This window comes from Plantactinospora sp. BB1, from assembly GCF_003030385.1.
GTDB lineage: Bacteria > Actinomycetota > Actinomycetes > Mycobacteriales > Micromonosporaceae > Plantactinospora.
On record NZ_CP028159.1, the window covers coordinates 3,198,028 to 3,223,890 of the forward strand.

The 25,863-nt window shown below is 71.4% G+C and carries 29 protein-coding genes and 1 pseudogene; 23 read left to right on the forward strand and 7 right to left on the reverse strand.

The features are described 5' to 3' along the window. Positions 1–19: 19 nt before the first annotated feature. Complete coding sequence (proS, locus tag C6W10_RS13910; protein WP_107258437.1) at positions 20–1,426, forward strand: proline--tRNA ligase; 1,407 nt, start codon at positions 20–22, stop codon at positions 1,424–1,426. 21 nt (positions 1,427–1,447) lie between these two features. Further along, positions 1,448–2,092: a DUF402 domain-containing protein gene (locus tag C6W10_RS13915; RefSeq protein WP_107258438.1), complete on the forward strand. Its 645-nt coding sequence runs from the start codon at positions 1,448–1,450 to the stop codon at positions 2,090–2,092. A gap of 114 nt (positions 2,093–2,206) precedes the next feature. On the opposite strand, the gene C6W10_RS13920 is transcribed toward C6W10_RS13915, so the two are convergent. Then, entirely contained in the window at positions 2,207–3,265 is a 1,059-nt protein-coding gene (locus tag C6W10_RS13920) for a LacI family DNA-binding transcriptional regulator (RefSeq protein ID WP_234361748.1), read from the reverse strand. A gap of 141 nt (positions 3,266–3,406) precedes the next feature. Here C6W10_RS13920 and C6W10_RS13925 point away from each other — a divergent pair, with 141 nt between their 5' ends. From C6W10_RS13925 to C6W10_RS13985, 13 genes are all read left to right on the forward strand, one after another. Then, the gene (locus C6W10_RS13925; protein ID WP_107258440.1) at positions 3,407–4,714 is read left to right on the forward strand and encodes an extracellular solute-binding protein; all 1,308 of its coding nucleotides are present in this window, start codon (positions 3,407–3,409) and stop codon (positions 4,712–4,714) included. Next, entirely contained in the window at positions 4,711–5,712 is a 1,002-nt protein-coding gene (locus tag C6W10_RS13930) for a carbohydrate ABC transporter permease (protein WP_107258441.1), read from the forward strand. The genes C6W10_RS13925 and C6W10_RS13930 overlap by 4 nt, the downstream gene beginning before the upstream one ends. Next, positions 5,709–6,575 (forward strand): carbohydrate ABC transporter permease, encoded by an 867-nt coding sequence (locus C6W10_RS13935; RefSeq protein WP_107258442.1) that lies wholly within the window; start codon positions 5,709–5,711, stop codon positions 6,573–6,575. The genes C6W10_RS13930 and C6W10_RS13935 overlap by 4 nt, the downstream gene beginning before the upstream one ends. A gap of 314 nt (positions 6,576–6,889) precedes the next feature. Next, complete coding sequence (rpsP, locus tag C6W10_RS13940; protein WP_107258443.1) at positions 6,890–7,399, forward strand: 30S ribosomal protein S16; 510 nt, start codon at positions 6,890–6,892, stop codon at positions 7,397–7,399. Next, on the forward strand, positions 7,374–7,634 hold the full coding sequence (locus C6W10_RS13945) for an RNA-binding protein (RefSeq protein ID WP_199853371.1): 261 nt from the start codon (positions 7,374–7,376) through the stop codon (positions 7,632–7,634). The genes rpsP and C6W10_RS13945 overlap by 26 nt, the downstream gene beginning before the upstream one ends. A 13-nt stretch (positions 7,635–7,647) precedes the next feature. Beyond that, complete coding sequence (rimM, locus tag C6W10_RS13950) at positions 7,648–8,220, forward strand: ribosome maturation factor RimM (RefSeq protein WP_107258444.1); 573 nt, start codon at positions 7,648–7,650, stop codon at positions 8,218–8,220. Between the two features lie 68 nt (positions 8,221–8,288). Further along, positions 8,289–9,065 (forward strand): tRNA (guanosine(37)-N1)-methyltransferase TrmD, encoded by a 777-nt coding sequence (gene trmD, locus C6W10_RS13955; protein WP_107258445.1) that lies wholly within the window; start codon positions 8,289–8,291, stop codon positions 9,063–9,065. Between the two features lie 140 nt (positions 9,066–9,205). After that, positions 9,206–9,562 (forward strand): 50S ribosomal protein L19, encoded by a 357-nt coding sequence (gene rplS / locus C6W10_RS13960; protein ID WP_107258446.1) that lies wholly within the window; start codon positions 9,206–9,208, stop codon positions 9,560–9,562. Positions 9,563–9,758: 196 nt separating this feature from the next. Then, on the forward strand, positions 9,759–10,664 hold the full coding sequence (gene lepB, locus C6W10_RS13965) for a signal peptidase I (RefSeq protein ID WP_107258447.1): 906 nt from the start codon (positions 9,759–9,761) through the stop codon (positions 10,662–10,664). Continuing rightward, the gene (gene lepB, locus C6W10_RS13970) at positions 10,661–11,308 is read left to right on the forward strand and encodes a signal peptidase I (protein ID WP_107258448.1); all 648 of its coding nucleotides are present in this window, start codon (positions 10,661–10,663) and stop codon (positions 11,306–11,308) included. Before lepB (C6W10_RS13965) ends, lepB (C6W10_RS13970) begins: the two co-directional genes overlap by 4 nt. Before the next feature lie 54 nt (positions 11,309–11,362). Continuing rightward, positions 11,363–11,821, forward strand: coding sequence for an NUDIX hydrolase (locus C6W10_RS13975; RefSeq protein ID WP_107258449.1), 459 nt, complete (start codon positions 11,363–11,365; stop codon positions 11,819–11,821). Positions 11,822–11,823: 2 nt separating this feature from the next. Beyond that, the gene (locus tag C6W10_RS13980; RefSeq protein WP_107258450.1) at positions 11,824–12,636 is read left to right on the forward strand and encodes a ribonuclease HII; all 813 of its coding nucleotides are present in this window, start codon (positions 11,824–11,826) and stop codon (positions 12,634–12,636) included. Further along, a complete protein-coding gene (locus C6W10_RS13985; protein ID WP_007075222.1) occupies positions 12,633–12,956 on the forward strand; it encodes a DUF2469 domain-containing protein in 324 nt (107 codons plus the stop codon). Before C6W10_RS13980 ends, C6W10_RS13985 begins: the two co-directional genes overlap by 4 nt. 340 nt (positions 12,957–13,296) lie before the next feature. Here the strand turns inward: C6W10_RS13985 and C6W10_RS13990 are convergent, their stop codons facing one another. Next, positions 13,297–14,502, reverse strand: coding sequence for a sulfite oxidase (locus C6W10_RS13990; RefSeq protein WP_107258451.1), 1,206 nt, complete (start codon positions 14,500–14,502; stop codon positions 13,297–13,299). Between the two features lie 615 nt (positions 14,503–15,117). On the opposite strand from C6W10_RS13990, the gene C6W10_RS13995 reads away from it, so the two are divergent. Then, the gene (locus C6W10_RS13995) at positions 15,118–15,711 is read left to right on the forward strand and encodes a murein hydrolase activator EnvC (RefSeq protein ID WP_369938684.1); all 594 of its coding nucleotides are present in this window, start codon (positions 15,118–15,120) and stop codon (positions 15,709–15,711) included. An 18-nt stretch (positions 15,712–15,729) separates the two neighbouring features. Here the strand turns inward: C6W10_RS13995 and C6W10_RS14000 are convergent, their stop codons facing one another. The 4 genes and pseudogenes from C6W10_RS14000 to C6W10_RS14015 all read right to left on the reverse strand — a co-directional run. Beyond that, positions 15,730–16,920 carry an aminotransferase class V-fold PLP-dependent enzyme gene (locus C6W10_RS14000; RefSeq protein WP_107258453.1) on the reverse strand — a complete coding sequence of 397 codons (1,191 nt, stop codon included), beginning with the start codon at positions 16,918–16,920 and terminating at the stop codon, positions 15,730–15,732. A gap of 144 nt (positions 16,921–17,064) precedes the next feature. Next, complete coding sequence (locus tag C6W10_RS14005; protein ID WP_107263932.1) at positions 17,065–18,018, reverse strand: tyrosine recombinase XerC; 954 nt, start codon at positions 18,016–18,018, stop codon at positions 17,065–17,067. A 308-nt stretch (positions 18,019–18,326) separates the two neighbouring features. Next, positions 18,327–19,553 carry a DNA-processing protein DprA gene (locus C6W10_RS14010; RefSeq protein WP_369938686.1) on the reverse strand — a complete coding sequence of 409 codons (1,227 nt, stop codon included), beginning with the start codon at positions 19,551–19,553 and terminating at the stop codon, positions 18,327–18,329. A 143-nt stretch (positions 19,554–19,696) separates the two neighbouring features. Further along, positions 19,697–20,977, reverse strand: a pseudogene (locus C6W10_RS14015) (YifB family Mg chelatase-like AAA ATPase); the annotation flags it as partial. 26 nt (positions 20,978–21,003) lie between these two features. Here C6W10_RS14015 and C6W10_RS14020 point away from each other — a divergent pair. Then, entirely contained in the window at positions 21,004–22,416 is a 1,413-nt protein-coding gene (locus C6W10_RS14020; protein ID WP_107258455.1) for a recombinase family protein, read from the forward strand. A 10-nt stretch (positions 22,417–22,426) separates the two neighbouring features. Here C6W10_RS14020 and C6W10_RS14025 read toward each other — a convergent pair whose 3' ends face one another. Continuing rightward, on the reverse strand, positions 22,427–22,924 hold the full coding sequence (locus C6W10_RS14025; RefSeq protein ID WP_107258456.1) for a hypothetical protein: 498 nt from the start codon (positions 22,922–22,924) through the stop codon (positions 22,427–22,429). Positions 22,925–23,051: 127 nt separating this feature from the next. Between C6W10_RS14025 and C6W10_RS14030 the strand changes: the two genes are divergently transcribed. From C6W10_RS14030 to C6W10_RS14050, 6 genes are all read left to right on the forward strand, one after another. Then, on the forward strand, positions 23,052–23,240 hold the full coding sequence (locus tag C6W10_RS14030) for a helix-turn-helix domain-containing protein (protein WP_107258457.1): 189 nt from the start codon (positions 23,052–23,054) through the stop codon (positions 23,238–23,240). Next, the gene (locus C6W10_RS14035; protein WP_159104575.1) at positions 23,215–23,424 is read left to right on the forward strand and encodes a hypothetical protein; all 210 of its coding nucleotides are present in this window, start codon (positions 23,215–23,217) and stop codon (positions 23,422–23,424) included. The genes C6W10_RS14030 and C6W10_RS14035 overlap by 26 nt, the downstream gene beginning before the upstream one ends. Further along, positions 23,414–23,581: a hypothetical protein gene (locus C6W10_RS37270; RefSeq protein ID WP_159104576.1), complete on the forward strand. Its 168-nt coding sequence runs from the start codon at positions 23,414–23,416 to the stop codon at positions 23,579–23,581. Before C6W10_RS14035 ends, C6W10_RS37270 begins: the two co-directional genes overlap by 11 nt. Beyond that, positions 23,581–24,531 (forward strand): hypothetical protein, encoded by a 951-nt coding sequence (locus C6W10_RS14040; protein WP_107258459.1) that lies wholly within the window; start codon positions 23,581–23,583, stop codon positions 24,529–24,531. Before C6W10_RS37270 ends, C6W10_RS14040 begins: the two co-directional genes overlap by 1 nt. A 15-nt stretch (positions 24,532–24,546) precedes the next feature. After that, a complete protein-coding gene (locus C6W10_RS14045; RefSeq protein ID WP_159104577.1) occupies positions 24,547–25,038 on the forward strand; it encodes a hypothetical protein in 492 nt (163 codons plus the stop codon). Between the two features lie 172 nt (positions 25,039–25,210). Continuing rightward, positions 25,211–25,525: a WhiB family transcriptional regulator gene (locus C6W10_RS14050; protein ID WP_107258461.1), complete on the forward strand. Its 315-nt coding sequence runs from the start codon at positions 25,211–25,213 to the stop codon at positions 25,523–25,525. The last annotated feature ends 338 nt before the right edge of the window (positions 25,526–25,863 follow it).

Sequence of the window (25,863 nt, forward strand, 5' to 3'; positions counted from 1 at the left end):
GCGCATAGGATGTGCCCTCATGGCACGCGTGCTCACTCCCCGTGCGGAGGACTTCCCCCGCTGGTACCAGGACCTGATCGCCAAGGCGCAGCTCGCCGACAACGGCCCGGTGCGGGGGACCATGGTCATCCGACCGGCCGGCTACGCCATCTGGGAGCGCATGCAGGCCGAGATGGACGCCCGGATCAAGCTGGCCGGCGCCGAGAACGCGTACTTCCCGCTCTTCATCCCGGAGAGCTACCTGCGCCGCGAGGCACAGCACGTCGAGGGCTTCTCGCCCGAGCTGGCGGTGGTCACCCACGGTGGCGGCAAGCAGCTCGCCGAGCCGGTGGTGGTCCGGCCGACCAGCGAGACGGTGATCGGCGAGTTCATGGCGAAGTGGGTCGACTCCTACCGCGACCTGCCGCTGCTGCTCAACCAGTGGGCCAACGTGGTGCGCTGGGAGCTGCGGCCCCGGGTCTTCCTGCGGACCAGCGAGTTCCTCTGGCAGGAGGGGCACACCGCGCACGCCGACGAGGCCGACGCGCGGGCGTACGCCCGGAAGATCCTGCACGAGGTCTACGAGGACTTCATGGTCGGGGTGCTCGGCATCCCGGTGCTGGTCGGGCTGAAGACCGCCCGGGAGCGGTTCGCCGGTGCCACCCGCACCTACACGCTCGAAGGCATGATGGGCGACGGCAAGGCGCTCCAGATGGGCACCTCGCACGAGCTGGGGCAGAATTTCGCCCGCGCCTTCGACATCACCTACACCTCGGCCGAGCGCAGCGTCGAGCACGCCTGGACCACCTCGTGGGGCAGCTCGACCCGGATGCTCGGCGGGTTGATCATGTGCCACGGCGACGACAACGGGCTGCGGGTGCCGCCGAGGCTGGCGCCGGTGCAGGCGTACGTGATGGTGGTGAAGGCCGGCGACGGCGTCGCCGAGGCCGCCGCGAAGCTCTGCGACGCGCTGCGCGACGCCGGGGTCCGGGTCGCGCTCGACGACCGGGTGGAGACCCCGTTCGGCCGCCGGGCCGTCGACGCCGAGCTCAAGGGCTATCCGGTACGCGTCGAGCTCGGTCCCCGCGACCTGGCCGCCGGCAACGCGGTGCTGGTCCGCCGGACCACCGGCGCCAAGACTCCGGTCCCGGTGCCGGACGTGGTGGCCGGGGTGCTCGCCGCGCTCGACGCCGACCAGAAGGCGCTCTACGACGAGGCGCTGGCCCGGCGCGAGTCGCACACCGTCTCGGTGGAGTCGCTGGCCGAGGCGATCGAGGCGGCCGGCACCGGCTTCGCCCGGGTGCCGTGGTCGGCCGTCGGCGCCGAGGGGGAGGCGGAGGCGAACGCCCAGGGCGTGACCGTCCGCTGCCTGCGTCGGGCCGACGGCTCGGTGCCGGACTCGGAGGACGAGCCGGAGCTGACCGCCATCCTCGCCCGCTCCTACTGAGCCGGCCGGACCGGGATCAGGATGCGCTTCGCACCGGGCCGCGTCATCGTGCACCGCAACGTGCGGCGGGGCCGGATCGGTTGGGTCCGTCCGGCCAGGGTGGTCAGCGACGACGACCGTGGGCTGCTGCTCTGGGTCGCCCGGGGCACCCGGGTGGCGAGCGAGGTCACCGCGGACGGCCGGGGCATGCGGGCGCTGCCGTTCCGTGAGTGGGTCACCTCGGACCACCGGCTGCACGTCGGGACCTGGAACGGCCCGCCGGTGCTGAAGTTCCTGCCGTCCGGCGCTGACCATTCGGTCTGGTTCTTCCGGGACGCCTCGGAGCGGTTCGCGAGCTGGTACGTCAACCTGGAGGAGCACGGCGTCCGCTGGGACGACGGCGACCTGGCCGGGGTCGACATGGTGGACCAGGACCTCGACGTGGTGGTCTGGCCCGATCACACCTGGGAGTGGAAGGACGAGGAGGAGTTCGCCGAGCGGCTCGCCCTCCCCGAGCACTACTGGGTGCCGGACGCGGCGGCGGTACGGGCCGAGGGGGAGCGGGTGATCAAGATCGCCGAGGCGGCGCAGTTCCCGTTCGACGGCACCTGGTGCGACTTCGTCCCCGACCCGGCCTGGACCGCGCCGGATCTGCCACCCGGCTGGGACCGCCCGCCGGTGCGCTGACCCGGCGACGAGCCGAGGGCGTGCCGGGCGCCGCCGCCCCGCGCCGGGGAGCCGGGGGGGTCGGGGCGTGCCGGGGAGCCGGGGCGTGCCGGGTGGCGCCGATCCGTGCCGGGGTCAGCCGCCGGTGGGGGTGATGCTGGCGGGCAGCGGCAGTTGCGGCAGCCGGTCGGCGGCGTAGGGGCGACAGGACGCCCGGACGACCAGCTCGGTGGGGAGCCGGATGTGCGTGTCCCGTTCGACGCCGCCGATCAGGTCGATGAGCAGGCGCAACGCCTCGGCGCCCATCCGTTGCAGCGGTTGCATGATGGTCGTCAGCGGCGGGTTGACCAGCGCCGACTCCGGAACGTTGTCGAAACCGATCACCGAGAGGTCCTCGGGTACCCGCAGGCCCATGCTCTGGGCGACGTCGAGGGTGGAGATCGCGGAGAGGTCGTTTCCGGCGAAGACCGCGGTCGGCCGGTCGGGGAGGGCGAGCAGCTCCGCGGCCGTACCGGCGGCGCTCTCGATCCGGAACCCGCCGACCCGCACCAACCGCTCGTCGACCGGGACGTCGGCGTCGGCCATCGCCTTGCGGAATCCGGCCTCGCGCAGCCGGGCGGATTCGAGGTCGTAGCGTCCGCTGATGTGCCCGATCCGGCGGTGGCCGAGCGAGAGCAGGTAGTTGGTCGCGAGTACGGCGCCGGCGAAGTTGTCGGAGTCGACGGTGGGCAGGCCGGAGGGGCCGGTGTGCGGGTCGACGGCCACGACGTGGAAGCCCTGGTTGGTCTCGACCACGGTCGGGGTGACGATCACGGCCCCGTCGATGAGCGTTCCGGAGAGCCGGGCCAGTGACCGCCGCTCCCAGCCGATGGCCGTGTGGTCGCCGTCGCCGCCGGAGTAGGCCAGCAGCTGGTAGCCGGTGCCGGCGACCTCCCGGGACGCCCCCTTGAGCAGCTCGGTCGAGAAGGGCTCGAACTCGGCGACCAGGATGCCCAACACGTTGGTGCGGTGACTGCGCAGGCTCTGCGCACCGAGGCTGGCTTCGTACCCGAGCTGGTGGATGACCTGCTGGACGCGTTCCACGGTCGCCTGCGCCACGCCGTACCTGCCATTGACCACCTTGGATACCGTCGCGACGGAGACGCCGGCCGTACGGGCCACGTCCGACATCTTGACGCGCTGCGGAAACGCCACGCCGACGATGATAGAGGGCTGCCAGCGCCCCATGACAGGGGAGTCGAAAACGTTATCGACAACGGTTGACACCGCGTTACGCGGCTGTAAAACTCCCCGTTCAGGTTGAGTACCGCGACTGACTAGTCGAGGAGACATTCGATGGCGATGAAAGGCCGCGCGGGCACCGTCCTGGCGCTGCTTACGACCAGCGCACTCCTTGCTGCCGGATGTGGCGGCGGCGAGAGCGAAGAGCCCGCTGAAGAGGAACTCTACAAGAACCCGGTGACCCTGACCTGGTGGCACAACGCCTCCCAGGACGGTCCCGGCAAGACTTACTGGGAGAAGGTCGCCAAGGACTTCTCCGCGCTGCACCCGACCGTCACGATCGAGATCGAGGCGATCGAGACCAACCAGCTCCAGCGCACCCGGCTCCCCGCCGCCCTGCTGACCGCCGACCCGCCGGACATCTTCAACGCGTGGGGCGGCGGCGAGATGCGCGAGCAGGTGGAGGCCGACTACCTCAAGGACATCACCGACGAGGCCAAGGCGGAGATCGAGAACATCGGCAGCGCGGCCGAGATCTGGGCCGTGGACGGCAAGCAGTACGGCCTGCCGTACCGGATGGGCATCGAGGGCATCTGGTACAACAAGGACATGTTCCAGCGGGCGGGCATCTCCGCCCCGCCGACCACGTTCGACGAGCTCAACGACGCCGTCACCAAGCTCAAGGCGATCAACGTCGTCCCGATCGCCCTCGGCGCCGGTGACAAGTGGCCCGCCGCGCACTGGTGGTACAACTTCGCGATGCGCGCCTGCTCGGTCGACACCCTGAAGAAGGCCTCCAACGAAGCCGTCTTCGACGACCCGTGCTTCGTGAAGGCCGGCGCGGACCTGAAGACCTTCATCGGTACCAACCCGTTCCAGCCCAACTTCATCGCCACCCCGGGCCAGAACGACCCGACCAGCGCCAACGGCCTGCTCGCCAACGGCAAGGCCGCGATGGAACTCATGGGTGACTGGAACAAGGGCACCCTGGAGACCGTCGCGGAGGACAAGGCGGCGCTGGCCAAGTTCCTCGGCTGGTTCCCGGTACCGGCGATCACCGGTTCGGCCGGCGACCCGAAGGCCGCCCTCGGCGGTGGTGACGGGTTCTCCTGCGCCAAGAACGCTCCGGCCGAGTGCGTCGAGTTCCTCAAGTACATCGTCAGCCCCGAGGTGCAGAAGGGCTACGCCGAGACCGGCGTCGGCCTGCCCGTCGCCAAGGGCGCCGAGGGCGGCGTCGCGGACCCCGCCCTGAAGTCCATCCTCGAAGCCACCACCAGCGCGACCTACGTGCAGCTCTGGCTGGACACGGCCTTCGGCAGCACCGTCGGCAACGCGATGAACGACGCGATCGTCGCCATCTTCGCTGGCAGCGGCACCCCTGAGAAGGTCGTCGAGGCTATGAAGGCGGCCGCACGAAAGTGACCTCCACCAACTCAACCCTGAACCCCGCCGGTGGCGCCTCCGCGCCACCGGCGGGTCTCCGGCCCGCCCGGAGGCGGCCGTCCTCGCGCGGGGCCGAGAACCGACGCAAGTGGTACGAGATCATCGGGCTCACCACCCCGGCGGTCATCGTCTACGTGATGTTCGTGCTGGTGCCGATGGGCTTCGCGGTCTACTACAGCCTCTTCCGCTGGCGCGGCGTCGGACCGCCCACCGACTTCGTCGGCTTCGACAACTACGTCCTCGCCTTCGAGGACCCGATCTTCCTCGACGCGCTGCGCAACAACGCCATCATCGTGGTCGGGTCGCTGCTGATCCAGGGTCCCATCGCGCTCGGCGTGGCGCTGCTGCTCAACCGTCGCTTCCGCGGCCGTACCGTCTTCCGCCTGCTGGTCTTCGTCCCCTACGTGCTCGCCGAGGTCACCGTCGGCATCATGTGGAAGCTGATCCTCACCGACGGCGGGACGGTCGACGCGCTGATGCGGTCGCTGGGACTGGGCGGCCTGGTGCAGGCGTGGCTCGCCGACCTCGACGTCGTGATCTGGACGCTGCTCTTCGTCCTCACCTGGAAGTACGTCGGCTTCGCCATCATCCTGCTGCTCGCCGGCCTGTCGAACGTGCCGCACGAGCTGACCGAGGCCGCCGCGATCGACGGTGCGAGCTGGTGGCAGGTGCAGCGCCACATCACGCTCCCGCTGCTCGGCCCGACGATCCGGATCTGGATGTTCCTGTCGATGATCGGCTCGTTGCAGGTCTTCGACGTGATCTGGGTGACCTCGGTCTCCTCCGTGCGGTCGCTCGGCGCGTCGGCAACGATGGCGACCTACATGGTCGACAACGGCTTCTTCGCCCGGCTCTGGGGTTACGGCAACGCGGTGGCCGTGATCCTCTTCGTCATCTCCTTCGTCGCGGCGCTGCTGTTCCAGCGTTTCCTCCTGCGCCGTGACATCCAGGGCGCCATCACCAGAAGGGTGAACTGACCGTGGCCGCGAACGCTGTCCTGCCCCCACCGTCCAAGCGCCGACCGGTGTCCTGGGGCAACCCGCTCACCTACGCGCTGGCGCTCGCGGTCGCGGCCGTGTCGATCGCCCCGGTCGTCTACGTGATCGTCGGCGGTTTCCGCACCACCCCGCAGATCGTCGCGAACCCGGCCGGACTGCCCGACCCGTGGGTCTTCGACAACTACGCCAGGGTGCTGACCCAGAGCGACTTCTGGGGCCAGGCCTTCAACAGCGCGGTGATCGCCCTGGGTACGACCCTCGGCGTCGTGGTGCTCGGCGTCTGCGCCGCGTTCGTGCTCGCCCGCTACACCTTCCGCGGGCGCGAGGCGCTCTACACCTTCTTCACCCTCGGCCTGCTCTTCCCGGCCGGGGCGGCGATCCTGCCGCTCTACCTGATGCTGCGCGACCTGAACCTGATCAATTCCTACTACGCGGTGATCCTGCCGCAGATCGCCTTCGCGCTGCCGCTCACGATCGTGATCCTGCGTCCCTTCCTCGCCGCCATCCCGCGCGAGTTGGAGGACGCCGCCGCGATCGACGGTACGGGCCGGCTCGGCTTCCTCTGGCTGATCGTGCTGCCGCTGTCGCGGCCCGCGCTCGTCACGGTCGGAATCCTCGCGTTCGTGGCGAGCTGGAACGCGTTCCTGCTGCCGCTGCTCGTACTCGGCGACGTCAATCTGCACACCCTGCCACTCGGTGTGCAGAACTTCTCAAGCCAGTACACCTCCGACACGGCGGGAATTCTCGCCTTCACCTCGCTGGCGATGTTGCCGGCACTGCTCTTCTTCACCTTCGCCGAGAAGCAGATCGTCGGCGGCCTCCAGGGTGCGGTCAAGGGCTGAGCGAGGTCCGCTGGGCACGCCCCGGGCGGGCGAGGAGGGCCACCACCCCTGACCAGGGCCGTGGGCCGCCATGATCGCCCGGGGGCGGGCCCTGCCGCGAGCTTGCCGGCGAGTTCGCCGGCCGGTGTGAGGTTCCCGGGCCGGGTCTGGCAGAATGGGTCGCTGGTATCCGGCGCGCGTCCGGCGCCCTCTAACCCGGGCGTGTCGCCAGTCCATCGAGCAGTCCCCGGCTCAACCCCACTGTGCCGGTCGGCTCTCACCCGCGCACCGCCCGAGTCCGGGACGGTGAGAATCGCAACAGGAGCGAACACACTGTGGCCGTAAAGATCCGGCTCCTGCGGATGGGTAAGATCCGCAACCCGCAATACCGCATCGTCGTCGCCGACTCGCGCACCAAGCGTGACGGTCGGGCGATCGAGTTCGTCGGGATCTACCAGCCGAAGGAGCACCCTTCGGTGATCGAGGTCAAGTCGGACCGGGTGCAGTACTGGCTCTCTGTCGGCGCGCAGCCGAGTGAGGCCGTCCAGCGCCTGCTGGAGAAGACCGGCGACTGGCAGAAGTTCAAGGGCCTGCCGGCCCCGCCGCCGCTGCTGGTGGCGCCGGAGCGGGCCGACCGCACCGCGGCCTACGAGGCCGAGGCGAAGGCGGCGGCCGGGCTGACCGAGTCGGCCAAGCCGGCGAAGAAGGCGGTCAAGGCGGCACCGGCCGAGGCCAAGGCGGCACCGGCCGAGGCCAAGGCGGCACCCGCCGAGGCGAAGGCGGCACCGGCCGAGGCCCCCAAGACCGAGGAGCAGGCCGGTGCGGACTCCGGCGAGCAGGCCTGACGTGGCGCTCCGGCCGGCGCTCGAACACCTGGTCAAGGGCATCGTCGACCACCCGGACGACGTACGGGTCCGAATGGTCGACTCCCGGCGCGGCAAGCGCCTGGAGGTGCGGGTGCACCCCGAGGACCTGGGTACGGTGATCGGTCGCTCCGGCCGTACCGCGAAGGCGCTGCGCCAGGTGATCGGGTCGATCGGTGGCCGTGGAGTACGCGTCGACATCGTCGACTCGTACTGATCCGCGGATCCCGATGCTCCTGATCGTCGGCCGGATCGGCCGTCCGCACGGCATCCGCGGTGAGGTGACCGTGGAGGTGCGGACCGACGATCCCGAGGCACGGTTCGCCGCCGGGACGGTGTTGCGCACCGACCCGGCGGCGGCCTCCGGCACCGGCCCCGCGACGCCGCCCACGGTCACCGAGCACGGCGAGCTGGTCCGGGTGCCGGAGCAGCTCACCGTCGAGGCCACCCGCTGGCACCAGGGCAAGCTGCTGGTCACCTTCGACGGCGTCTACGACCGCGACGTCGCCGAGGCGCTGCGCGGCACCCTGCTCTGGGTCGACAGCGCCGAGCTGCCGGCCCCGGCCGACCCGGACGAGTTCAACGACCACCAGCTGGTCGGTCTGACGGTGGTCACACCGGCCGGCGAGCCGCTCGGCGAGGTGGCCCGGATCGACCATGCCCCCGCCTCGGAGCTGCTGGTGCTGCGCCGCCCCGAAGGGCGGACCGCGCTGATCCCGTTCGTCAAGGCGATCGTCCCCGAGGTGGACCTGGCCGCCGGCCGGGTGGTGGTGGACGCGCCGCCGGGCCTGCTGGACCTCTGAGTCCGGTTCACGTCCGTCGTCCGACCCGGCTCCGCTGACCGGGAGCCGTCGAGAGGGCCCTTCCACAGATGCGCGTCGACGTGGTGTCGATCTTTCCCGAGTACCTGGCTCCGCTGGGGCTCTCCCTGATCGGGCGGGCCCGGGCGGCCGGCGTACTCGACGTCGCCGTGCACGACCTGCGGACCTGGACCCACGACGTGCACCGTACGGTCGACGACACCCCGTACGGCGGCGGGCCCGGCATGGTGATGCGGCCCGAGCCCTGGGGCGAGGCGCTGGACGCCCTGGTGCCGGCCGGCGAGGAGTCAGGCGCCCGGCTGGTGGTGCCCAGCCCGGCCGGTGCGCGGTTCAGCCAGGCGGTGGCGCACGAGCTGGCCGCCGAGTCCCACCTCGTCTTCGCCTGCGGCCGGTACGAGGGGATCGACCAGCGGGTACTCGAACACGCCGCCACCCGGATGCCGGTGACCGAGATCTCGCTCGGCGACTACGTGCTCTTCGGCGGCGAGGTCGCGGTCCTAGTGATCATGGAGGCGGTGACCCGCCTGCTCCCCGGGGTGCTCGGCAACGCCGACTCGCTCGCCGAGGAGTCGCACGCGCACGGTCTGCTGGAGGCGCCGGTCTACACCAAGCCGCCGAGCTGGCGCGGACACGACGTACCCGAAATCCTGCGCTCGGGTGACCACGGCCGGATCGCCCGGTGGCGCCGCGACCAGGCGCTGGTCCGGACGGCCCGGCGCCGGCCGGACATGCTCGCCGCGCTGCCGGCGGAGCAGTTGGACAAACGGGACGTGGCCGCCCTGGCCGGGGCCGGATTTCAGCCTCCGGCCGACGATATGGCAAAGTAGGGGGGTTGCCGCAGTCGCCCGTGCCACGGACGGCTGCGAGGATCTCCGCCGGGGTTGCGTGCCGGGCCCCGCCGTGGAGATCAGAATCACCCATCCGCGCGCCGACGCCCGGTGCGCCGTGAGTCTTCAAGGATGCAGCGATGAACACCCTGGACGCCCTCGACGCCCAGTCGCAGCGGACCGACGTGCCCGACTTCCGAGCCGGTGACACCGTCAAGGTGCACGCCCGAGTCATCGAGGGCAGCCGGTCCCGGGTCCAGGTCTTCGAGGGTGTCGTCATCCGGCGCCACGGAGCGGGCCTGCGGGAGACCTTCACCGTACGCAAGATCAGCTTCGGGGTCGGGGTGGAGCGGACGTACCCGATCAACAGCCCGGGTATCGACCGGATCGAGGTCATGGTCCGTGGTGACGTGCGCCGGGCCAAGCTCTACTACCTCCGCGAGCTGCGCGGCAAGAAGGCCAAGATCAAGGAGAAGCGCGAGAAGCGGGTCGGCTGACCTCCCGCTGACCGCGAGCGACGCCGATCGCGGGGTGCCGAGCCGGCGAACGCCGACTACGCTGGCCGCACGGGCAGACGCGAGACGCGGCGACCCCGGCGACTGCCGGGGTCGCCCGTTCACCCCGCGCTTCGGCTCGCGGTGCCCGTCACCAGCCAGTGGGTGATGGCGCTGTATCTCGGGACCGGGGAGTTGCGTGGTGCGTAGGGTGGACGACGAGGACGATGTCGAACCGTGGCGTCGTCGGCCCCGACGATCCCGCCGTACCCGTAAGCAGATGCCACTGTGGCAGGAGCTTCCGCTACTGCTGATCGTGGCGTTCTGCCTGGCGGTCCTGATCCGGACCTTCCTGCTCCAGGCGTTCTTCATCCCCTCGGGGTCCATGGAGGACACCCTGCTGATCGGCGACCGGGTCCTGGTCAACAAAATCGTCTACGACGTGCGCGACCCGGCCCGCGGCGAGATCGTGGTGTTCCGGGGTACGGCGGCCTGGGCGCCCGAGGTCCGCGAGGCGGCCGATCCCGGGTTCGTGGCCAAGCTCGGCCGCACCATCGGAGACCTGGTCGGAGTGAGCCGGCCCGGCGAGAAGGACTTCATCAAGCGCGTGGTGGGGCTGCCCGGCGACCGGGTGCAGTGCTGCGACGACCAGGGTCGGGTGACGGTCAACGGTGCCCCGATCGACGAGCCGTACGTGCTGGAGAACTCCCCACTGGACCTCCCGCCCAACCGCCAGGAATGCCGGTCGCGGCGGTTCGACGAGGTGGTGGTCCCGGCGGGCCAGATCTTCGTGATGGGCGACCACCGACTGGTGTCGCAGGACGCGCGCTGCCAGGGTCCGGTACCGATCGAGAACGTGATCGGCCGGGCCTTCGTGGTCGTCTGGCCGTTCGGACACTGGAGTTCGCTGCCGGTGCCGGACGGCTTCGACAAACTGCCGAAACCGGCGGCGGCATCCGCTCCCGGTGAAGCGCCCGCCGACAGTCCGCAAAACAGCGCAGACACGGGAGAAATAGCAATTGCTATGCCAATCTTGGGCTCTCTGCTCGCTACCGCGCGTTCCCGGCGCTTTCGCGGGACTCGGCACCGTAGGCTCCACCCGTGATTGACGAGCAGACCGACAAGTCCAAGCCCCGCAGTTCGTTCTGGCGGGAGCTGCCCATCCTGGTGGGCGTGGCCATCCTGGTCGCGGTGCTGGTCCGGGCGTTCGTGCTGCAGACCTTCTACATCCCGTCGCCGTCGATGGAGCACACCCTCGACATCTACGACCGGGTGCTCGTCAACAAGCTGGTCTACGACTTCCGGTCACCGCACCGGGGCGAGATCATCGTATTCAAGGCGCCCACCCAGTGGACCGGCAATCCGAAGGGTGAGGACTTCATCAAGCGGGTGATCGGCGTCGGCGGCGACCGAATCGTCTGCTGCGACCCGCAGGACCGACTGATGATCAACGGTCAGTCGCTGGACGAGCCGTACATCTTCACCGAGAACGGGGTACGGGATCCGGCGGCCGACGAGGAGTTCGACATCACCGTCCCGGAGGGGCGACTCTGGGTGATGGGCGACCACCGCTCCGCCTCCGGCGACTCGCTGGAGCACTACCAGCAGAGCCGCAAGGACATTCAGGTGGCGACGATTCCGGAGAAGTCTGTGGTGGGACGGGCCTTCACCGTCTTCTGGCCGGTCGGCCGGGCCACCTGGCTCTCCGTACCCGATTCCTACGGCGCGATCCCGGAGCCGCAGGGCTGACCGACGGCGCGCGGCCGGCGGCGGGCCGGGCGCGGACGCGGCTAGGCTGACCGGGTGACCGTGTTCAGCCCCCGCCAGGCCGCCCGGGTGCTCCTGGTCGACGCCGACAGTCGGGTGCTGCTGTTCCACGGTTGGGATCCGGCCCGCCCCGAGCACCGCTACTGGTTCACCCCCGGCGGCGGCCTGGATCCCGACGAGACGCCGGCGGCCGGTGCCGCCCGCGAGCTGGCCGAGGAGACCGGCCTGCGGCTCGGCCCGGCCGAGTTCGGCGAGCCGGTCTGGCAGGAGACCACCGAGTTCAGTTTCGGTGGCCGGTGGTTCCGCCAGGAACAGCACTTCTTCCTCGTCCGGGTCGCCGCCTGGGCGGTGGACACGGCCGGGTTCGACGCGGTCGAACAGGAGACGATCGACACCCACCGCTGGTGGTCGATCGACGAGCTGGAGCGGACGACGGAACGGTTCTATCCGACCGACCTGCCCGAGCTGTTGCGCCGGGTGCTGGAGAGCGAGTAGCGGTGCTGACCCCACCCCGTACCGTGATCCGCCGCGAGGGCGGCATCTACGCCATGGAACGCGCGCTGCGGCGACGCGGATTTCCGCAGGTCGCCGGGGCCGACGAGGCCGGCCGGGGGGCCTGCGCCGGCCCGCTGGTGGCCGCCGCGGCGGTGCTGCCGGACGGCCGGCGCGGCGAGATCGAGGGACTGGCCGACTCGAAGCTGCTCACCCCGGCCACCCGGGAGCGGATCTACGCCGAGGTGGTGGCCCGGGCGCTGGCGTACGCCGTGGTGGTCATCCCGGCGGCGGAAGTGGACGCCCGGGGGCTGCACGTGTGCAACCTGGCGGCGATGCGCCGGGCGCTCGCCTCCCTCGCCGTGCTGCCGGACTACGTGCTGACCGACGGGTTCGGGGTGGACGGGCTGGGCGTGCCGGGGCTGGCGGTCTGGAAGGGCGATCAGGTCGCCGCCTGCGTGGCGGCGGCGAGCGTGCTGGCCAAGGTCACCCGGGACCGGATCATGGTGGAGTTGCACGACCAGTACCCCGGGTACGGCTTCGCCGAGCACAAGGGATACATCACCGCCGAGCACAGCGCCGCACTGGAGCGTCACGGTCCGTGTCCGGAACATCGCTTCTCGTACGTCAACGTCGCGACCGTCTCCGGCCGGGTCGGTCGGCCGCCGCGCTCCCGGCGCCCGGCGCAGCTGGGTGGGATCGAGTCGATGGCGCACGGGGGCCGGGCAGGGGGTACCGTCGGCGTGGCGTTGGGCGAGCGGCTACGGCCGTCAACGTTGGTGGGGGAAGATGTGGCCATGGAAGGCGGAGTGGGATGAGCGCGGAAGATCTCGAGAAGTACGAGACCGAGATGGAGCTGCAGCTCTATCGGGAGTACCGCGACATCGTTCGCCAGTTCTCCTACGTCGTGGAGACCGAGCGGCGGTTCTATCTGGCGAACCAGGTTGATCTGCACGTCCGCAACTCCGACGGCGAGGTCTACTTCGAGGTGGAAATGCACGACGCCTGGGTCTGGGATATGTACAGGCCGGCGCGCTTCGTGAAAAATGTCCGAGTAATGACCTTCAAGGATGTCAACGTCGAAGAACTCGAAAAGCCGGACATCTCCCTTCCCGCTGATTCTGGATTCGGCGGTTGATGATCATCAGCATTCCGACGGCTCCCGGAGTCGACGGCTGACCACCGGCCCCCGTCGCGGAGGCTGACCGCCGCCCCGCTGCAACTAGCAAGATCCGCTGCTCTCCTGGTCGCGTCGTCGGCCGGGTCTCCGCCTGAGCCGGGGACGCCGGGCAGGCCGGCGGCCGCCGAACACTGGTACGCCCGGCGGCCGATCCTCCGGTAGCCGCGCCGCAGCGCACGCCAGCGGCACCGCAGCGCACGCCGGGGATACGGCAGCGCAGGCCGAGGCCGGGGCTACCGCAGCGCGCGCCAGCGGCACCGCAGCGCACGCCCGGGGGTACCCGGCGGAGCCCGATGGCCTAGTGGTCCTCGGTGACCACGACCTCCACCCGCTGCACCAGATTGTTCGCGAACCCACCCCGGTTCCACGGCTGCTCGATCGGCTGGGTACGCCCGGACGCGTCGGTCGCCCGGGCACCGAGCGTGTACCGGCCGGGAGTTGCCGGCCACTCGTACCGCCAGCGGCGCCACGCCCAGCGCTCGTCCACGGCCGGTCCCCGCGCCGCCGACTCCCGCTGTCCCGCCGACTCCCGCTGTCCCGCCGAATCCGGGTCCGCTCCGTTGACCAACTCCGCCGCCCCGGTGGCCGGTTCGAGGGTGGCGGGCGCCCAGCTGAGACCGCCGTCGGTGGTCACCTCGACGGCGGTCACCGGAGCGTGCCCGGACCAGGCCCGGCCCTCCACCGTGCACAATCCGGGACGTAGCACCCGGGTCCGCGACATGAAGTCCGGAAAGCCGGGCGGCTGGACCAGCGCCCGGGGCTCGATCCGGGTGACCGGGACGCCCGGGTCGTCGGCCGAGGTACGCAGCCGGTAGGCCACCGCGTTCTGGTAGCCGTCGAACTCCCGGTCCAGCACCGTGATCCGGGTGAGCCACTTGACGTGTGCCATGCCGTACCAGCCGGGCACCACCAGGCGCAGCGGCGCGCCATGCTGGGGGAGCAGCGGGAGGCCGTTCATCTCGTACGCCAGCAGCACCTCCTCGCGCAGTGCCTCGGCCACCGGCAGGCCGCGCTGGTAGTCCTGCTCGATGCCGCGCTCCACCCCGTGGTCGGCGCCGGTGAAGACCACGTCGACGGCGTCCGCGCCGAGCCCCGCCTCCCGCAGCAGCGGAGCGAGTGGCGTGCCGGTCCATTCGGCGGTGCCGATCGCCTCGGAGAGCCATGGCTGGCTGACCGGCCGGGGCGTCAACAGGGCCCGGCCGTTGCCGGCGCACTCCAGGGTGACCCGCCGGGTGACCCTGGGCCGCTCCCGCAGAGCGGCGAGATCGAGGGTCAGCGGGCGGTCGACCCGGCCGTCGACGGTCAGCAGGTGCCGGCCCGGGTCCAGGTCCGGGATGTCGTAGTGGATGAGCAGGTAGTGCAGGCCCACCGGGGTGACGTCGTAGCGGAGCGCTTCCAGCGGCAGCGCGTGGTTACGCGCGGCGAGTCCCAGCTCCTCGATGCTGATGCCCTCGTCGGGATCGGCCAACCGGGAAGGCCGGCTCACGTCGTCCACTGTGGTCATCGCCGCTCCTTCGTGGTTCCGGCGGTGGGTGGGACCCCGCCTCCGGCCGTCCAGCCTAGGCGAGCCGGCTGAACGGAGACGGAGCCGCCCAGCTCAGGGGTGAACGGCGGGCCTCGACGGCGCCGCAGGATGTCCGATTCCGTACCCGGCACGACGTTGCCGCTCGTTCCGACGCTCGGCGCAGCCGCCTGGGTTCCGAAATCGTCGACCATCAGGTCGTCGGGTCGGGCGCCGGGAAGGGCGTCGGGAAGGGCGCCGGGAAGGGCGCCGGGAAGGGCGTAGCAGATTATCGAGGGTCGTGGGCGTTTTCCACAGGGGTGCTGGTTGTGCACAGCGCATGGCTCCGGGTGTTGCGAGGGGGCACGCGGGGCGCGACGCTGCACGACCATGACGAGGAGATGGCACGGCGCGGGACCGGCGATCCTGCTCTCGGTGTTGCTGCTGGCACTGGCACCGCCACCGCCGGCCGGGGCCGCCCCGGCCGGCGGGTCTATCCGGGGCGCCGGCACCCCGGCCCCGATCACCGGCGCGGACCAGCCGTCGACAGGCCCGAGCCTGGTTTGGGCGAGGTCGCAGGTTCGGACCGCCGGTCTGTCCCGCTGGTCTGCGGCTGCGGTGGCGGCTGCGTCTGCGTCTGCGGCTGCGGCTGCGTCTGCGCCTGCGGCGGTAGCGCCTGCGGCGGCAGCGCCAGTGTCAGGGCCGGTGTCGGTGTCGGTGTCTGCCGTGGTATCGGCGTCTGTGTCGGTACCGGTGCCGGTGCCCGGAAGGTTCCGGTGGCCGCTCGACGGGGTGCCGCCGGTCGTGCGGCGGTTCGACCCGCCGCCGCGACCGTGGGCGGCCGGACATCGGGGCGTCGACCTGGCCGCCCCGCCCGGCGCCACCGTGCGGGCCGCCGGGCCGGGGGTGGTGTTCTTCGCCGGAATGGTGGCCGGCCGCCCGCTGGTCAGCGTCGCCCACGCCAACGGACTTCGCACGACCTACGAGCCGGTGCGTTCCGGGCTGACGGTCGGGGACGCGGTGCGGGCCGGAGACCCGCTCGGTGTGCTCCTGCCGGGCCACCGGGGCTGCCTGTCCGCCGGATCGGCCTGCCTGCACTGGGGCCTGCGCCGCGGCGACGAATACCTCGATCCCCTGCTGCTGCTCGGCCTCGGCCGGGTCCGCCTGCTACCGGTGGCGGCCCCCTTTCCGGCCGGTGCCGCCGGTCGATGACAGCGTCCGGACCGGCGGTCAGGTGAGCGTGCCGAGCAGGCCCGGCAGGCGCTCGGCGAGCCGGTCGTACTCCTCCGCCCGGTTGTAGACCTGGCCGGACAACCGCAGCCAGCCCCGGTCGCGCCACGGGTTGACGTTGACCTCGGCGCCCAGCTCGTCGCTGATCCGCTGCCGCAGCGCTACCGCGTCGGGAAAGGTGGTCGCGACGCCGGGCGGCAGCGGAAGGATCCGCATGGACACCGTCGGCCCGCCGGGGTCGACCAGATCGGCCGGCGCGACCCCGAGAGCCGCCCCGACCACCCGCTGCCCGTACGCGGCCAGTTCCGCGTTGTGCGCCCGGACCCGCTCCAGCCCGAGGGTACGAAGCGTGAACACGCCCACCGGTGCGGCGAGCCAGGGGGTGTAGTCGAGCGTCGCCTGCCATTCGACCCGGGTGGGAAAGCCGGTCTCCTGCTCCCAGGAGACGGCCAACGGCTCGATCCGGTTGCGCCAGCGGGGCGCGACCACCAGCGCGGCGGTACCCCGAGGGGCGTACCCCCACTTGTGCAGGTTGCCGATCCAGAAGTCGGCGCCGATGCTCTGCACCGGAGTCGACAGCATTCCGGGCGCGTGTGCGCCGTCGACCAGTACCGGGACATCGCGTTCCCGGGCGACCGCCGCGATCGCCGCCGCTGGGAACAACCGGGCGGTGGCGGAGGTGAGCTGGTCGACGATGAGCAGCTTGGTACGGCCAGGCCGGATCCCGGCCCGCACGATCTCGACGATCTCCTCGTCCGTGGCGGTCAGCGGAACCCTCAGGGTGCGCCGGACGGCACCGGTCCGGCGTGCCTCCCGCTGGATGGAGAGGGCGAAGGAGCCGTACCCGTGGTCGGTGTCGACCACCTCGTCGCCGGGTTCGAGCCGCAGCGACTGGAGCACGACGGCGGCGCCGAGAGTGACGTTGCCGACCAGGGCCGTCCCGTCCGGATCGGCACCGAGAAAGCCGGCCAGGTGTCGACGGGCGTGCGTGATCCGGTCGACGAGTCCCCGGTTGAAGAACCGCATCGGGTTGGCCTCGGTCTCGTCGCGCAGCCGCTGCTGGGCGCGCTGCACGCCGATCGGCACCGCCCCGTACGAGCCGTGGTTGAGGTGGGCGACGCCGGGGTCCAGCGAGAACAGCAGTCGGGCGCCGGGGATCGGCACGGGCGGCTGCGGCCCCGCGGTGCTCATTCGGTGATCGTAGCCCGGCGTCGATCGGGTACCGCCGGGAACGTGTGATCCGGCCGTTGGCCGCGACCGCTGGCCGCTGGCCGTTGGCCGTTGGCCGTTGGCCGTTGGCCGTTGGCCGCTGGTCCCTGCGCCAGCCGCTGGACGTCAGCTCGGCGAGTCGGCCCGAGGATGTGCCTGGCGGTACGCCGCTCGCAGCCGTTCCACCGAGACATGGGTGTAGATCTGTGTGCTCGACAGCGTGGCATGCCCGAGAAGCTCCTGCACCGTACGCAGGTCGGCACCGCCCTCCAGCAGATGGGTGGCCGCCGAGTGCCGCAGCCCGTGCGGGCTGATCCGGGGCAGCCCCGTGGCCCGGGCGTAGTCGGCGACGATCCGGCGTACCACTGTGGGCTGGAGCCGCCCGCCGCGTACCCCGAGCAGCAGGGCCGTACCGCTCTCCGGCCCGGCCAGGTGTGGCCGGCCGATCCGCAGCCATTCGTCGAGTGCCCGCTGCGCCGGCAGCCCGTAGGGCACGGTGCGTTCCTTGGCTCCCTTGCCGAGGACCCGGAGCACCCGCCGGGCCTGGTCGACGTCACCGAGGTCCAGGCCGCACAGCTCGCCGACCCGGATGCCGGTGGCGTAGAGGAGTTCGAGCACCACCCGGTCCCGTGACGATTCCGGGGATCCGACCTCGCCGGGGGCGTCGACCAGTTCGCTGGCCTGGTCGGGCCGGAGCACGGCCGGCAGTTCCCGGTGTGCCCGAGGACTGGCGAGTTGCGCACCGATGTCGGTGTTCACCAGCCCGGCCCGGTGCGCCCAGCCGGTGAAGGTACGGGCGGACGCGGCGCGGCGGGCCAGCGAAGCGCGGGCGGCCCCCAGGGTACGCAGTTTCGCCAGCCAGCTCCGCAACACGGTGATGTCCAGCTCTCCCGGCTCGGTGCAACCCATCCGGCCGGCATGGTCGAGCAGCGACACCACGTCCGCGACGTACGCCCGGACGGTGTGCGTCGACCGGTTCTCGACCGAGGCGAGGTGCTGCGCGAAGTCGTCGACGCTCTCTCGGAAGGCCGGTGTCAGGGCCTCGTGCCGGGCGCGGGTGCTGCGACTGGGCTCGCTCATCACCTGCGACGGTGGGCCCCGAACCTCGATCACGTCAAGCCAACTCGCCGCAGCTCTACCCGTCACCGGCGCTCAGGCCGATGTTGGCGGCTCGCCGCAGCTCTACCCGCCACCGACGCTCGGGCCGACATCGGGCGGCTCGCCGCAGCTCTACCCGCCACCGACGCTCGGGCCGACATCGGGCGGCTCGCCGCAGCTCTACCCGTCACCGACGCTCAGGCCGATGTTGGCGGCTCCTCGCAGCCCTATCCGGCACCGGCGTTGCGGTCGAGGTCGACGGCTCACCTCGGGCACGCTCGCGGCCATGGTCAGCGGGCAGGGCGAGCAGACGTTGCGCGGCCGGATCGGGTCGCCGCCGGAGCGAGGAGGAACCCGTCATCGCGGCGGAGCACCAGGCCGAGCTGTTCCAGCAGGGAGAGCTTGCGCAGGGCGGTACGCAGGTCGAGCCCGGTCCGCGCGGCGAGGACGTCCGGGCCGGCCGGGCGGCGTCGCGGAACCGACTCCAGAATCAGCGCGGAGTCGTCGTCGAGCCCGTCCTGTGGCCTCTCGGGACCACGAACCGGCGGTGCGAGGTCGGCTCCGATCCGCCCCACCTCCTCAAGCACATGTGGTACGCCGGTGACGAGTCGGGCCTCGGGATATTCGCGGAGCAGTTCGTGCGCCCCGACCGACATGGCGGAGGTGACCGGTCCGGGCACCACCATCGAGGGCCGCTTCATCGCGATCGCCCGCCGCAGCGTCTGCGTCGCACCGCTGCGGGCCGCCGCCTCGACCACCAGGGTGCCGGCGGTGGCGGCGGCGATCACCCGGTTGCGGATCAGGAAGCGGGGCCGCAGCGGCTCCGCCCCGGGTGGCCACTCGCTGACCAGCAGGCCGACGTCGGCGATTCGGTCGAAGAGGGCGGTGTTTCCCACCGGATAGGGCCGGTCGACACCGCAGGCGAGTACTGCCACGGTCAGGCCACCGGCATTCAGGGCGCCCCGGTGCGCCGCAGCGTCGATGCCGAACGCACCGCCGGAGACGACGGTCCAGTCACGCTCTGCCAGTCCGAAAGCGATCTCGGTGGCGACGTGCAGCCCGTACGGGGTGGCGGCTCGGGACCCGACCACCGCCACCGATCGTTGCAACGCCTCGCCGAGTGGCCAGGCACCGCGCACCCAGAAGCAGAGCGGCGGTGCCGTCTCCTGGTCGACCCTGCGGTCGGTACCGGACAGGGTCAACTGGTCCAGGCTCCGTAGCCGGGTCGGCCACTCGGGGTCGGTGGGAATCACCACCCGTGCACCGAGCCGTTCGGTCTGCTCGGCGGCGTCGAGGGCGATTTGCCACGGGTCCCCGGCGGCCAGTCGGGACTCGACCGTTGCCCGTAGCCGGGGGTCCGAGACCTTGCCGGTGAGCAGGTGGCGCAGCGCCCCGGCCGCCCCGAACTGCCGTACCAGGCGGACCACCGCTCGGGTGCCGGGCTCGAAGAGCCAGGTCAGGGCGATGCGTGCCAACCTCTCCTCGTTTATCGTCACCGGCTCTTCCAGCCCCGGAATCGGATCGGCCGAGGGCGTGGTGCGGCCGGTGTCGTGCTGGCTGGAATCCTCCGCCGTCGAACTGGGGTGCGATGGTCGTCTCGGGGTGGCCGGTGGTGCGGAGTCACGGCTCGGAACGGCCGGAGCGGGGCGTACGGGTCTGGTCATGCGAGGCTCCCGGTGCGGAGTTGGGTCGCTTCGTCCACGTCTCCGGCGTCGGGGCGCTGTCGACCGTCGAGGTCGGCGATGCTCCAGGCCAGCCGGATCACCCGGTCGAAGCCACGGGCGGACAGGACGCCGCTGTCGAGCAGCCGGCGCAGTGCGTGGGTGTCGTTCGCCGGCAACCGCCACCGGGGATGGCGCAGTTGCGGACCCGGCACCTCGGCGTTGACCCGCCAACCGCCGGCAGCCCACCGGGCAGCGGCGGCGGCTCGGGCCTTGCCGACCCGTTCGGCGACGACGGCGGACGACTCGACGGTCTGCTCGGCGGCCATCAGTTCCGCCGCCCGCAGCGGGCTCACCCGCACCTGCACGTCCAGCCGGTCCAGCAGGGGCCCGGAGAGCCGACCGAGATAGCGGCGGCGTGCCAGCGGCGTGCACTCACACGAGATATCCCCGGAGGGTTTCGCGCACGGGCACGGATTCGCCGCCACCACCAGTTGCACCCGGGCGGGATATTCGGTGCCGCCACGGGACCGGGCCAGCACGATCCGGCCGCTCTCCAACGGTTGACGCAGTGCCTCCAGCGCACCCCGGACAAATTCGGGAGCCTCGTCGAGAAAGAGCACCCCTCGATGCGCCAACGAGACCGCGCCGGGCCGGGCCAGCCCCGATCCGCCTCCGACCAGCGAGGCGATGGTCGCCGTATGGTGCGGGGCCTGGAACGGCGGTCGGCGCAGCAGTTGCCCGTCCGGAGGCAGCAGACCGGCTATCGAGTGCAACGCGGTCACCTCCAGAGCGCCCTCGTCGTCCAGTTCGGGCAGGATCGAGGGGAGGCGCTCGGCCAGCATCGTCTTGCCGGCCCCCGGGGGCCCGAACAGGGCCAGGTGGTGACCGCCGGCGGCGGCCACCTCCAGGGCGCGCCGTCCGAGCCCCTGCCCGGCGACGTCGGCGAGGTCGGGTCCGGGGCGGGGCGACGTCGCCGGTGGGGACGGCGGATCGAGCAGCGGCGCACCGTCCCGGATGAAGGCCACCAGCCGGTGCAGGGTGTCGACCGCCCGGACCCGGACCCCGGGTACGACCGACGCCTCGGCGGCGTTGTCGAGTGGTACGACCACCCGGGTGATGCCGGCCCGGACCGCCGCCACGACCATCGGCAGTACGCCCCGGACCGGCCGGACCGTACCGTCGAGACCCAACTCGCCGAGGACGGCGACCCGGTCCAGCGGGGCGAGCGGCATCTCGCCCGAGCCGCCGAGTAACGCCGCCGCGATGGCGAGGTCGAAAGTCAAGCTGTGCCATACTAACGGCCATGCGGAGAGCAGCGAAGTACCGGCGGATCTCGGACGACCGGGAAGGCCAGGCACTCGGGGTCGAGCGCCAGGACGAAGACCTGGACGCACTCGGCCAGCGACGCGGGCTGACCTTCGTCGCTGACTACGTGGACAACGACATCAGCGCCAGCACCCGGTCCAAGAAGCGGCGCCCGGACTTCGAGCAGATGATGCGCGACGCCCGGGCCGGCCGGTTCGACGTGATCGCGGCGTACACCACGGGCCGGCTCACCCGCCGGCCGCGCGAGTTCGAAGACCTGATCGAGCTGGCCGAGCGGCACGGCGTCGAGTTCGAGTACGTCCGCTCGCCGAGCTTCGACCTGCGCACCGCGCAGGGCCGCCGGATTGCTCGCACGCTCGCCGCTCAGGACGCGGGGGAGGCCGAGGAGACCGCCGAGCGGGTGGCCCGGCAGAAGCTACAGGCTGCCGCCGCCGGCCAGTGGAAGGGCGGCCGGCGCCCGTACGGGTACGAGGCCGACGGGACCACGGTCCGCGAGGCCGAGGCCGAGGTGATCCGGGAGGCGTCATCGGCGATCCTGGCCGGTGCCAGCCTGCGCGGACTGGCGGCCCAGCTGAACGCCCAGGGCGCGACGACGTCGACCGGGCGCCTGTGGACGCCGACGGAGCTACGGAAGGTGCTGCTACGCCCGCGCAACGCCGGACTGATGGAGCATCAGGGAGAGATCGTGGGGCCGGCCGCCTGGCCGTCGGTGGTGGACGAAGAGCAGTGGCGGGCCGTCGTCGGGCTGCTGACCGACCCGGGCCGGCGGACCTGGGTCACGGCCGCCCGCCGATGGCTGCTGTCCGGACTGGCGCTGTGCGGCGTCTGTGGCGGGCCGATCCGGGCCACACGCCAGAACGGCACCCCGTCCTACACCTGCAAGCCTCGGAAGTGCGTGGCCCGCACCGCCGCCGAGGTAGAGACCTTCGTAACCGACGTGGTGATCGAGCGACTGTCTCGGCCGGACGTCGCCGAGCTGCTCGCCACGCCGGCGCCAGACCGTACGGCCGACCTCCGGCAGGAACTGCTGGCGATCCGGACCCGCCGCCGGTCGTTGGCCGGGCTGCTGGCCGACGGGATCCTGACCGAGGCGGAGGTGCGCCGGGAGGCTCCGACGCTCGACAAGCGGATCAGCGAGATCGAGGCGACGCTGAGCAGCAGCGGGCGGGACGGTGCTCTCTCGGCCGTCGTGATGGCCGTCAGCGCCGCCGGAGCCGATCCGGCAACGGTTTGGGCGGGCCTCGATCTGGACCGGCGCCGCGCCGTGCTGGACGCACTGATGACGGTCCGGATCCACCGCACCAGAAGGGGGCGCCCGAAGGGCTGGCGGCCGGGACGGTCCTACTTCGACCCGTCCACGGTCGGCATCGAGTGGAAGGGCCGCGAGTAGCCGGAGAGGGCTACGACTCCACCTTGCCGGCCCGTGGATCCACCACCGTCAGCAGTCCGCGATCCCGGGCCCTGGTGACCCACCGGCCCGCCGTCGACCGCGGCACCGCCAGCCACTCCGCGACAGCCTGAGTCGGCGCATCACCGGACAGCAGCGCCAGGCGGTAGACCCGGGCGACCTGTTGCAGCGTCTCCGTCGTCGGCCCCGCCTTACCCATGTCCGCCGGATGCTGCGCCAGGTACGGCGCCACAGCACCCTGAGTGGCGAGCCGGAGCAGCCGCGCAACCGGGAGTTCCCGTAGCCGCTCGCCGGTCACCTCCTGGCCGTCGTCTGCCTCCACCACGACCCGGCGAGTGACGTACCGGCCCGAGTCCGCGTCGTAGGCCGCGACCAACTCGGCCCGGTATCCGCCGCTGAACGTGCCGCGCGCCGTCACCTCGGCGGGCACCGTCACCCCGTCGCCGATGTCGATCTGCTCGCCGCTGCTGGCCGAATTCACCGTGGTCATGCGTTGGATGCTGACGGTAATCCAGGGGCAATGTCAAGGCTCGTGAGTTGGTGTTGACGGAACTGATCAACCGGTGGTAGACCTCTCGGTACGGCTCTGACGAAGCTGTACCACCCCTGGAGGATCGATGCCGGAGTACATGACGACCGAGGAAGTCGCAGAGCTGTGCCGTACCAGGCCCGAAACGGTGCGCTTCTGGCGCAGCAACGGCAAGGGACCACACAGCTTCAAGGTCGGCCGCCGCGTGCTGTACGCCCGCGAGGACGTCGAGCAGTACCTCGCCGCCGCGCGTGCAGCAGCTCGACGGGCTTCCTGAGATGGCCGCGCAGGAAGCGGGGGAGACCGCCGAGTACATCCGCCGCCTGGTCGACGGCGCGCCGCCGCTAACCGAAGAGCAGCGCGCCCGGCTGGCCGGACTGCTGGCCCCGGCCGGTGACAGCCGACGTACGGCCGCCCACCGCCGCGCCTACGTCGCCGGGGGAGGCCAGCGTGCAGCCTGACGGAGAAAGCCGCCCTGCGGCGAACAGGGCGGCCCTGGAGACGACCGGCGGGACGTCGACCACCACGATACCGGCGCTGACCACTCCGGCCCGCTGGCGCCGGGTCGAAGTCGACCGGGGCCGGGGCTGGTCGGTCGTCCGGTGGGAGCGCCACTGATGGGCGCCAGCAACGTCAAGCTGGTCTACACGCTGTGGCGCGACCTGCCCGACGGCCCGTTCCGGGTGCTGGCGTACATGGCCCTGGTCTCGCTTGACGAAGACGACCCGCCGAAGTTCTGGGCAGGCCGGGAGGCGCTGGCGCTCGCCACGGGCCGGGTGGTCGCCGACCGGTGGACTGAGGACCCTGACGAGCTGGCCGAGCGTCGCCGCGCCTTCAAGGCCGTCGACCGGAACCTGAAGGCGCTCAGGGAGTTCGGCGCCATCTGGCAGATCGCGGCACCGCACACCGGCCGGCAGGCGGTCTACGGGTTGCACCTGAAGAGCACCCCACTAACCGGGGTCCAGTCCGGGAAGAGCACCCCGGTAAACGGGGTCCAGTCGTCCGGAGAGCACCCCGCCCAGTGGGGTGCAGTCGCACTCACTGAGTCCGCAGTGAGTGACTCAGGCGCCGAGAGCACCCCGGTTAGTGGGTCGAGTGCACCCCGGTTAGCGGGACAGAGCACCCCGGTTAGTGGACGAGTGCACCCCGCCCAGCGGGGTCCCGAGGAACCTAAGAAGGATCCTAAGAAGGATCAAAGGGAGGAGCACCCCGCTGCCCCCCTTCCAGATTCCGAACTTCGGAAGATCTTCGAAACCCCGACCAGCCTCCCTCCGGTCGACGCGCCTCCCTCCGGTCGACGCGGGCTGAGTCGAGCCGAGCAGAGCATCGCCGAGGCATCAGCGCGCCGGGCCGCCCGGATCGTTGCCGAGCACACCGGAGCAACCGACGCGGAAGCGGCGGCGGCCGTGGCGCTGATCGAGCAGGAGAAGAACCCGGTATCCCTGGTGCCGTTCGTACAGCGCCTCGCCGCCGATGGCGACGTGGCCGCGTACGTCGACCGGGCGCGCACCGACGACAGCCGGCAGGACGTCCAGCCGCGCGCCGCTGACGCCTGGTGGAACAACTAGCAGAGAGAGCGATCGATGACTAAGACCATCTGGCGAACCATCGACTTCCGCCCGGCACCACCCGGCTACCGCGTGATCGTGCCGTGCGAGGCCGAACCGCTCGGCTGGTACGCGGTACCGATGCCGGGCTGGCTCGTGCAGGAGGAAGCCGACGGAGAGGACTGGGAGACGGGCGTCGAGCGCCCCGACGTCGACTGCCCGCCGGAGGACCGCCGCCGCCGGGTGGTGAGCGCGATACTCGACTCCGGCGATGGAGAGCCGGTGCCGGCCGACCTGGCCCACCGCGCGTACCGCGTCCTCGGCCCCGGCGAGCCGGACCTGACCGGCGAGGCGCTCGCGGACCTTCAGGACAGCGAGAGGTGGGCTGACCGCGTTGCCCGGTCGCAGAGCCGGCAGGACTGCCCGAGCTGCGGCACCAAGGCGCTCGCCTGTTCCTGGTCGCAGAACCCCGCCGCCGGCCGGGGCGACTGCTGTGCCGAGTGCGGCCACCCCGCGAGGCGATCGTGATCGACCGGTCGGCCCTCGACGCCGAGCTGCGGGAGCGCCTACGGGCCGCCGTAGAACAGACCATCCGCCGACGGCAGACCCGACGCGACGCACAGCTCGAGTTCCGCCAGCGACGGGCACACGGACTCACCCAACGCCACGCCGCACGCCAAGCAGCCGCACGACGCCGCCGATGACCGTCAGCAGTAAGAGGGACTACGGCAACTGGCCCACCTTCCTCGACCACGCCACCGAGACACCCGCCTGCCGAGGAACCGACCTCGACCTCTGGTTCCCCGAACCCGGCGAACGATGGAAGGCGCGCCGCGCCCGCGCCATCTGCAACACCTGCCCACTCCAACCCGAGTGCGAGACCTGGGCCCACCAGCAACCCACCGACCAGCTACACGGCATCTGGGGCGGCACCACCCACCACGACCGCCGCGCCCGCCAGCGAACCAGCCGAACCGACCAGCCGTCACCGACAGCTACTAACCACGCGGCGTGAACCGGAAGTCGAGGCCCGACGTACGAAACGACGCGGCACGACGAACGCGACAACGCCTCTGACCTGCGCGTTTTTCCCGGGCAGGGGGTACCCCCGAACAGCCCGCTCTGTTCAAAATCTCTCTCTCCTGAGAGTGAATGTCACATGGAGTGACGCATCTCGGTTGATCTCGGCTTATCGGCGCTCGGTTGTCCTCGGTCGTTCTCCGGTCGACTCGGCGCCGAAGAATCGAAGGTCTGAGGCTGCTCTCACCTTCAATTCTTCGGTGGCCGGTACTACGCTCGTAATACGCGGAACCACTTGGGCGGATCGAGAGAGGCGGGTTCAGTGTCGGTGCG

Coding starts and splice junctions, on each gene's coding strand:
- C6W10_RS13985 (WP_007075222.1), top strand. CDS start 12,633: ATGAGCGCGGAAGATCTCGAGAAGTACGAGACCGAGATGGAGCTGCAG.
- C6W10_RS14050 (WP_107258461.1), top strand. CDS start 25,211: ATGACCGTCAGCAGTAAGAGGGACTACGGCAACTGGCCCACCTTCCTC.
- C6W10_RS14020 (WP_107258455.1), top strand. CDS start 21,004: ATGCGGAGAGCAGCGAAGTACCGGCGGATCTCGGACGACCGGGAAGGC.
- trmD (WP_107258445.1), top strand. CDS start 8,289: ATGCGCGTCGACGTGGTGTCGATCTTTCCCGAGTACCTGGCTCCGCTG.
- proS (WP_107258437.1), top strand. CDS start 20: ATGGCACGCGTGCTCACTCCCCGTGCGGAGGACTTCCCCCGCTGGTAC.
- C6W10_RS13925 (WP_107258440.1), top strand. CDS start 3,407: ATGGCGATGAAAGGCCGCGCGGGCACCGTCCTGGCGCTGCTTACGACC.
- C6W10_RS13915 (WP_107258438.1), top strand. CDS start 1,448: ATGCGCTTCGCACCGGGCCGCGTCATCGTGCACCGCAACGTGCGGCGG.
- C6W10_RS14040 (WP_107258459.1), top strand. CDS start 23,581: ATGGGCGCCAGCAACGTCAAGCTGGTCTACACGCTGTGGCGCGACCTG.
- C6W10_RS14030 (WP_107258457.1), top strand. CDS start 23,052: ATGCCGGAGTACATGACGACCGAGGAAGTCGCAGAGCTGTGCCGTACC.
- C6W10_RS13990 (WP_107258451.1), bottom strand. CDS start 14,502: ATGACCACAGTGGACGACGTGAGCCGGCCTTCCCGGTTGGCCGATCCC.
- C6W10_RS14045 (WP_159104577.1), top strand. CDS start 24,547: ATGACTAAGACCATCTGGCGAACCATCGACTTCCGCCCGGCACCACCC.
- C6W10_RS14005 (WP_107263932.1), bottom strand. CDS start 18,018: ATGAGCGAGCCCAGTCGCAGCACCCGCGCCCGGCACGAGGCCCTGACA.
- C6W10_RS14025 (WP_107258456.1), bottom strand. CDS start 22,924: ATGACCACGGTGAATTCGGCCAGCAGCGGCGAGCAGATCGACATCGGC.
- rimM (WP_107258444.1), top strand. CDS start 7,648: ATGCTCCTGATCGTCGGCCGGATCGGCCGTCCGCACGGCATCCGCGGT.
- rplS (WP_107258446.1), top strand. CDS start 9,206: ATGAACACCCTGGACGCCCTCGACGCCCAGTCGCAGCGGACCGACGTG.
- C6W10_RS14000 (WP_107258453.1), bottom strand. CDS start 16,920: ATGAGCACCGCGGGGCCGCAGCCGCCCGTGCCGATCCCCGGCGCCCGA.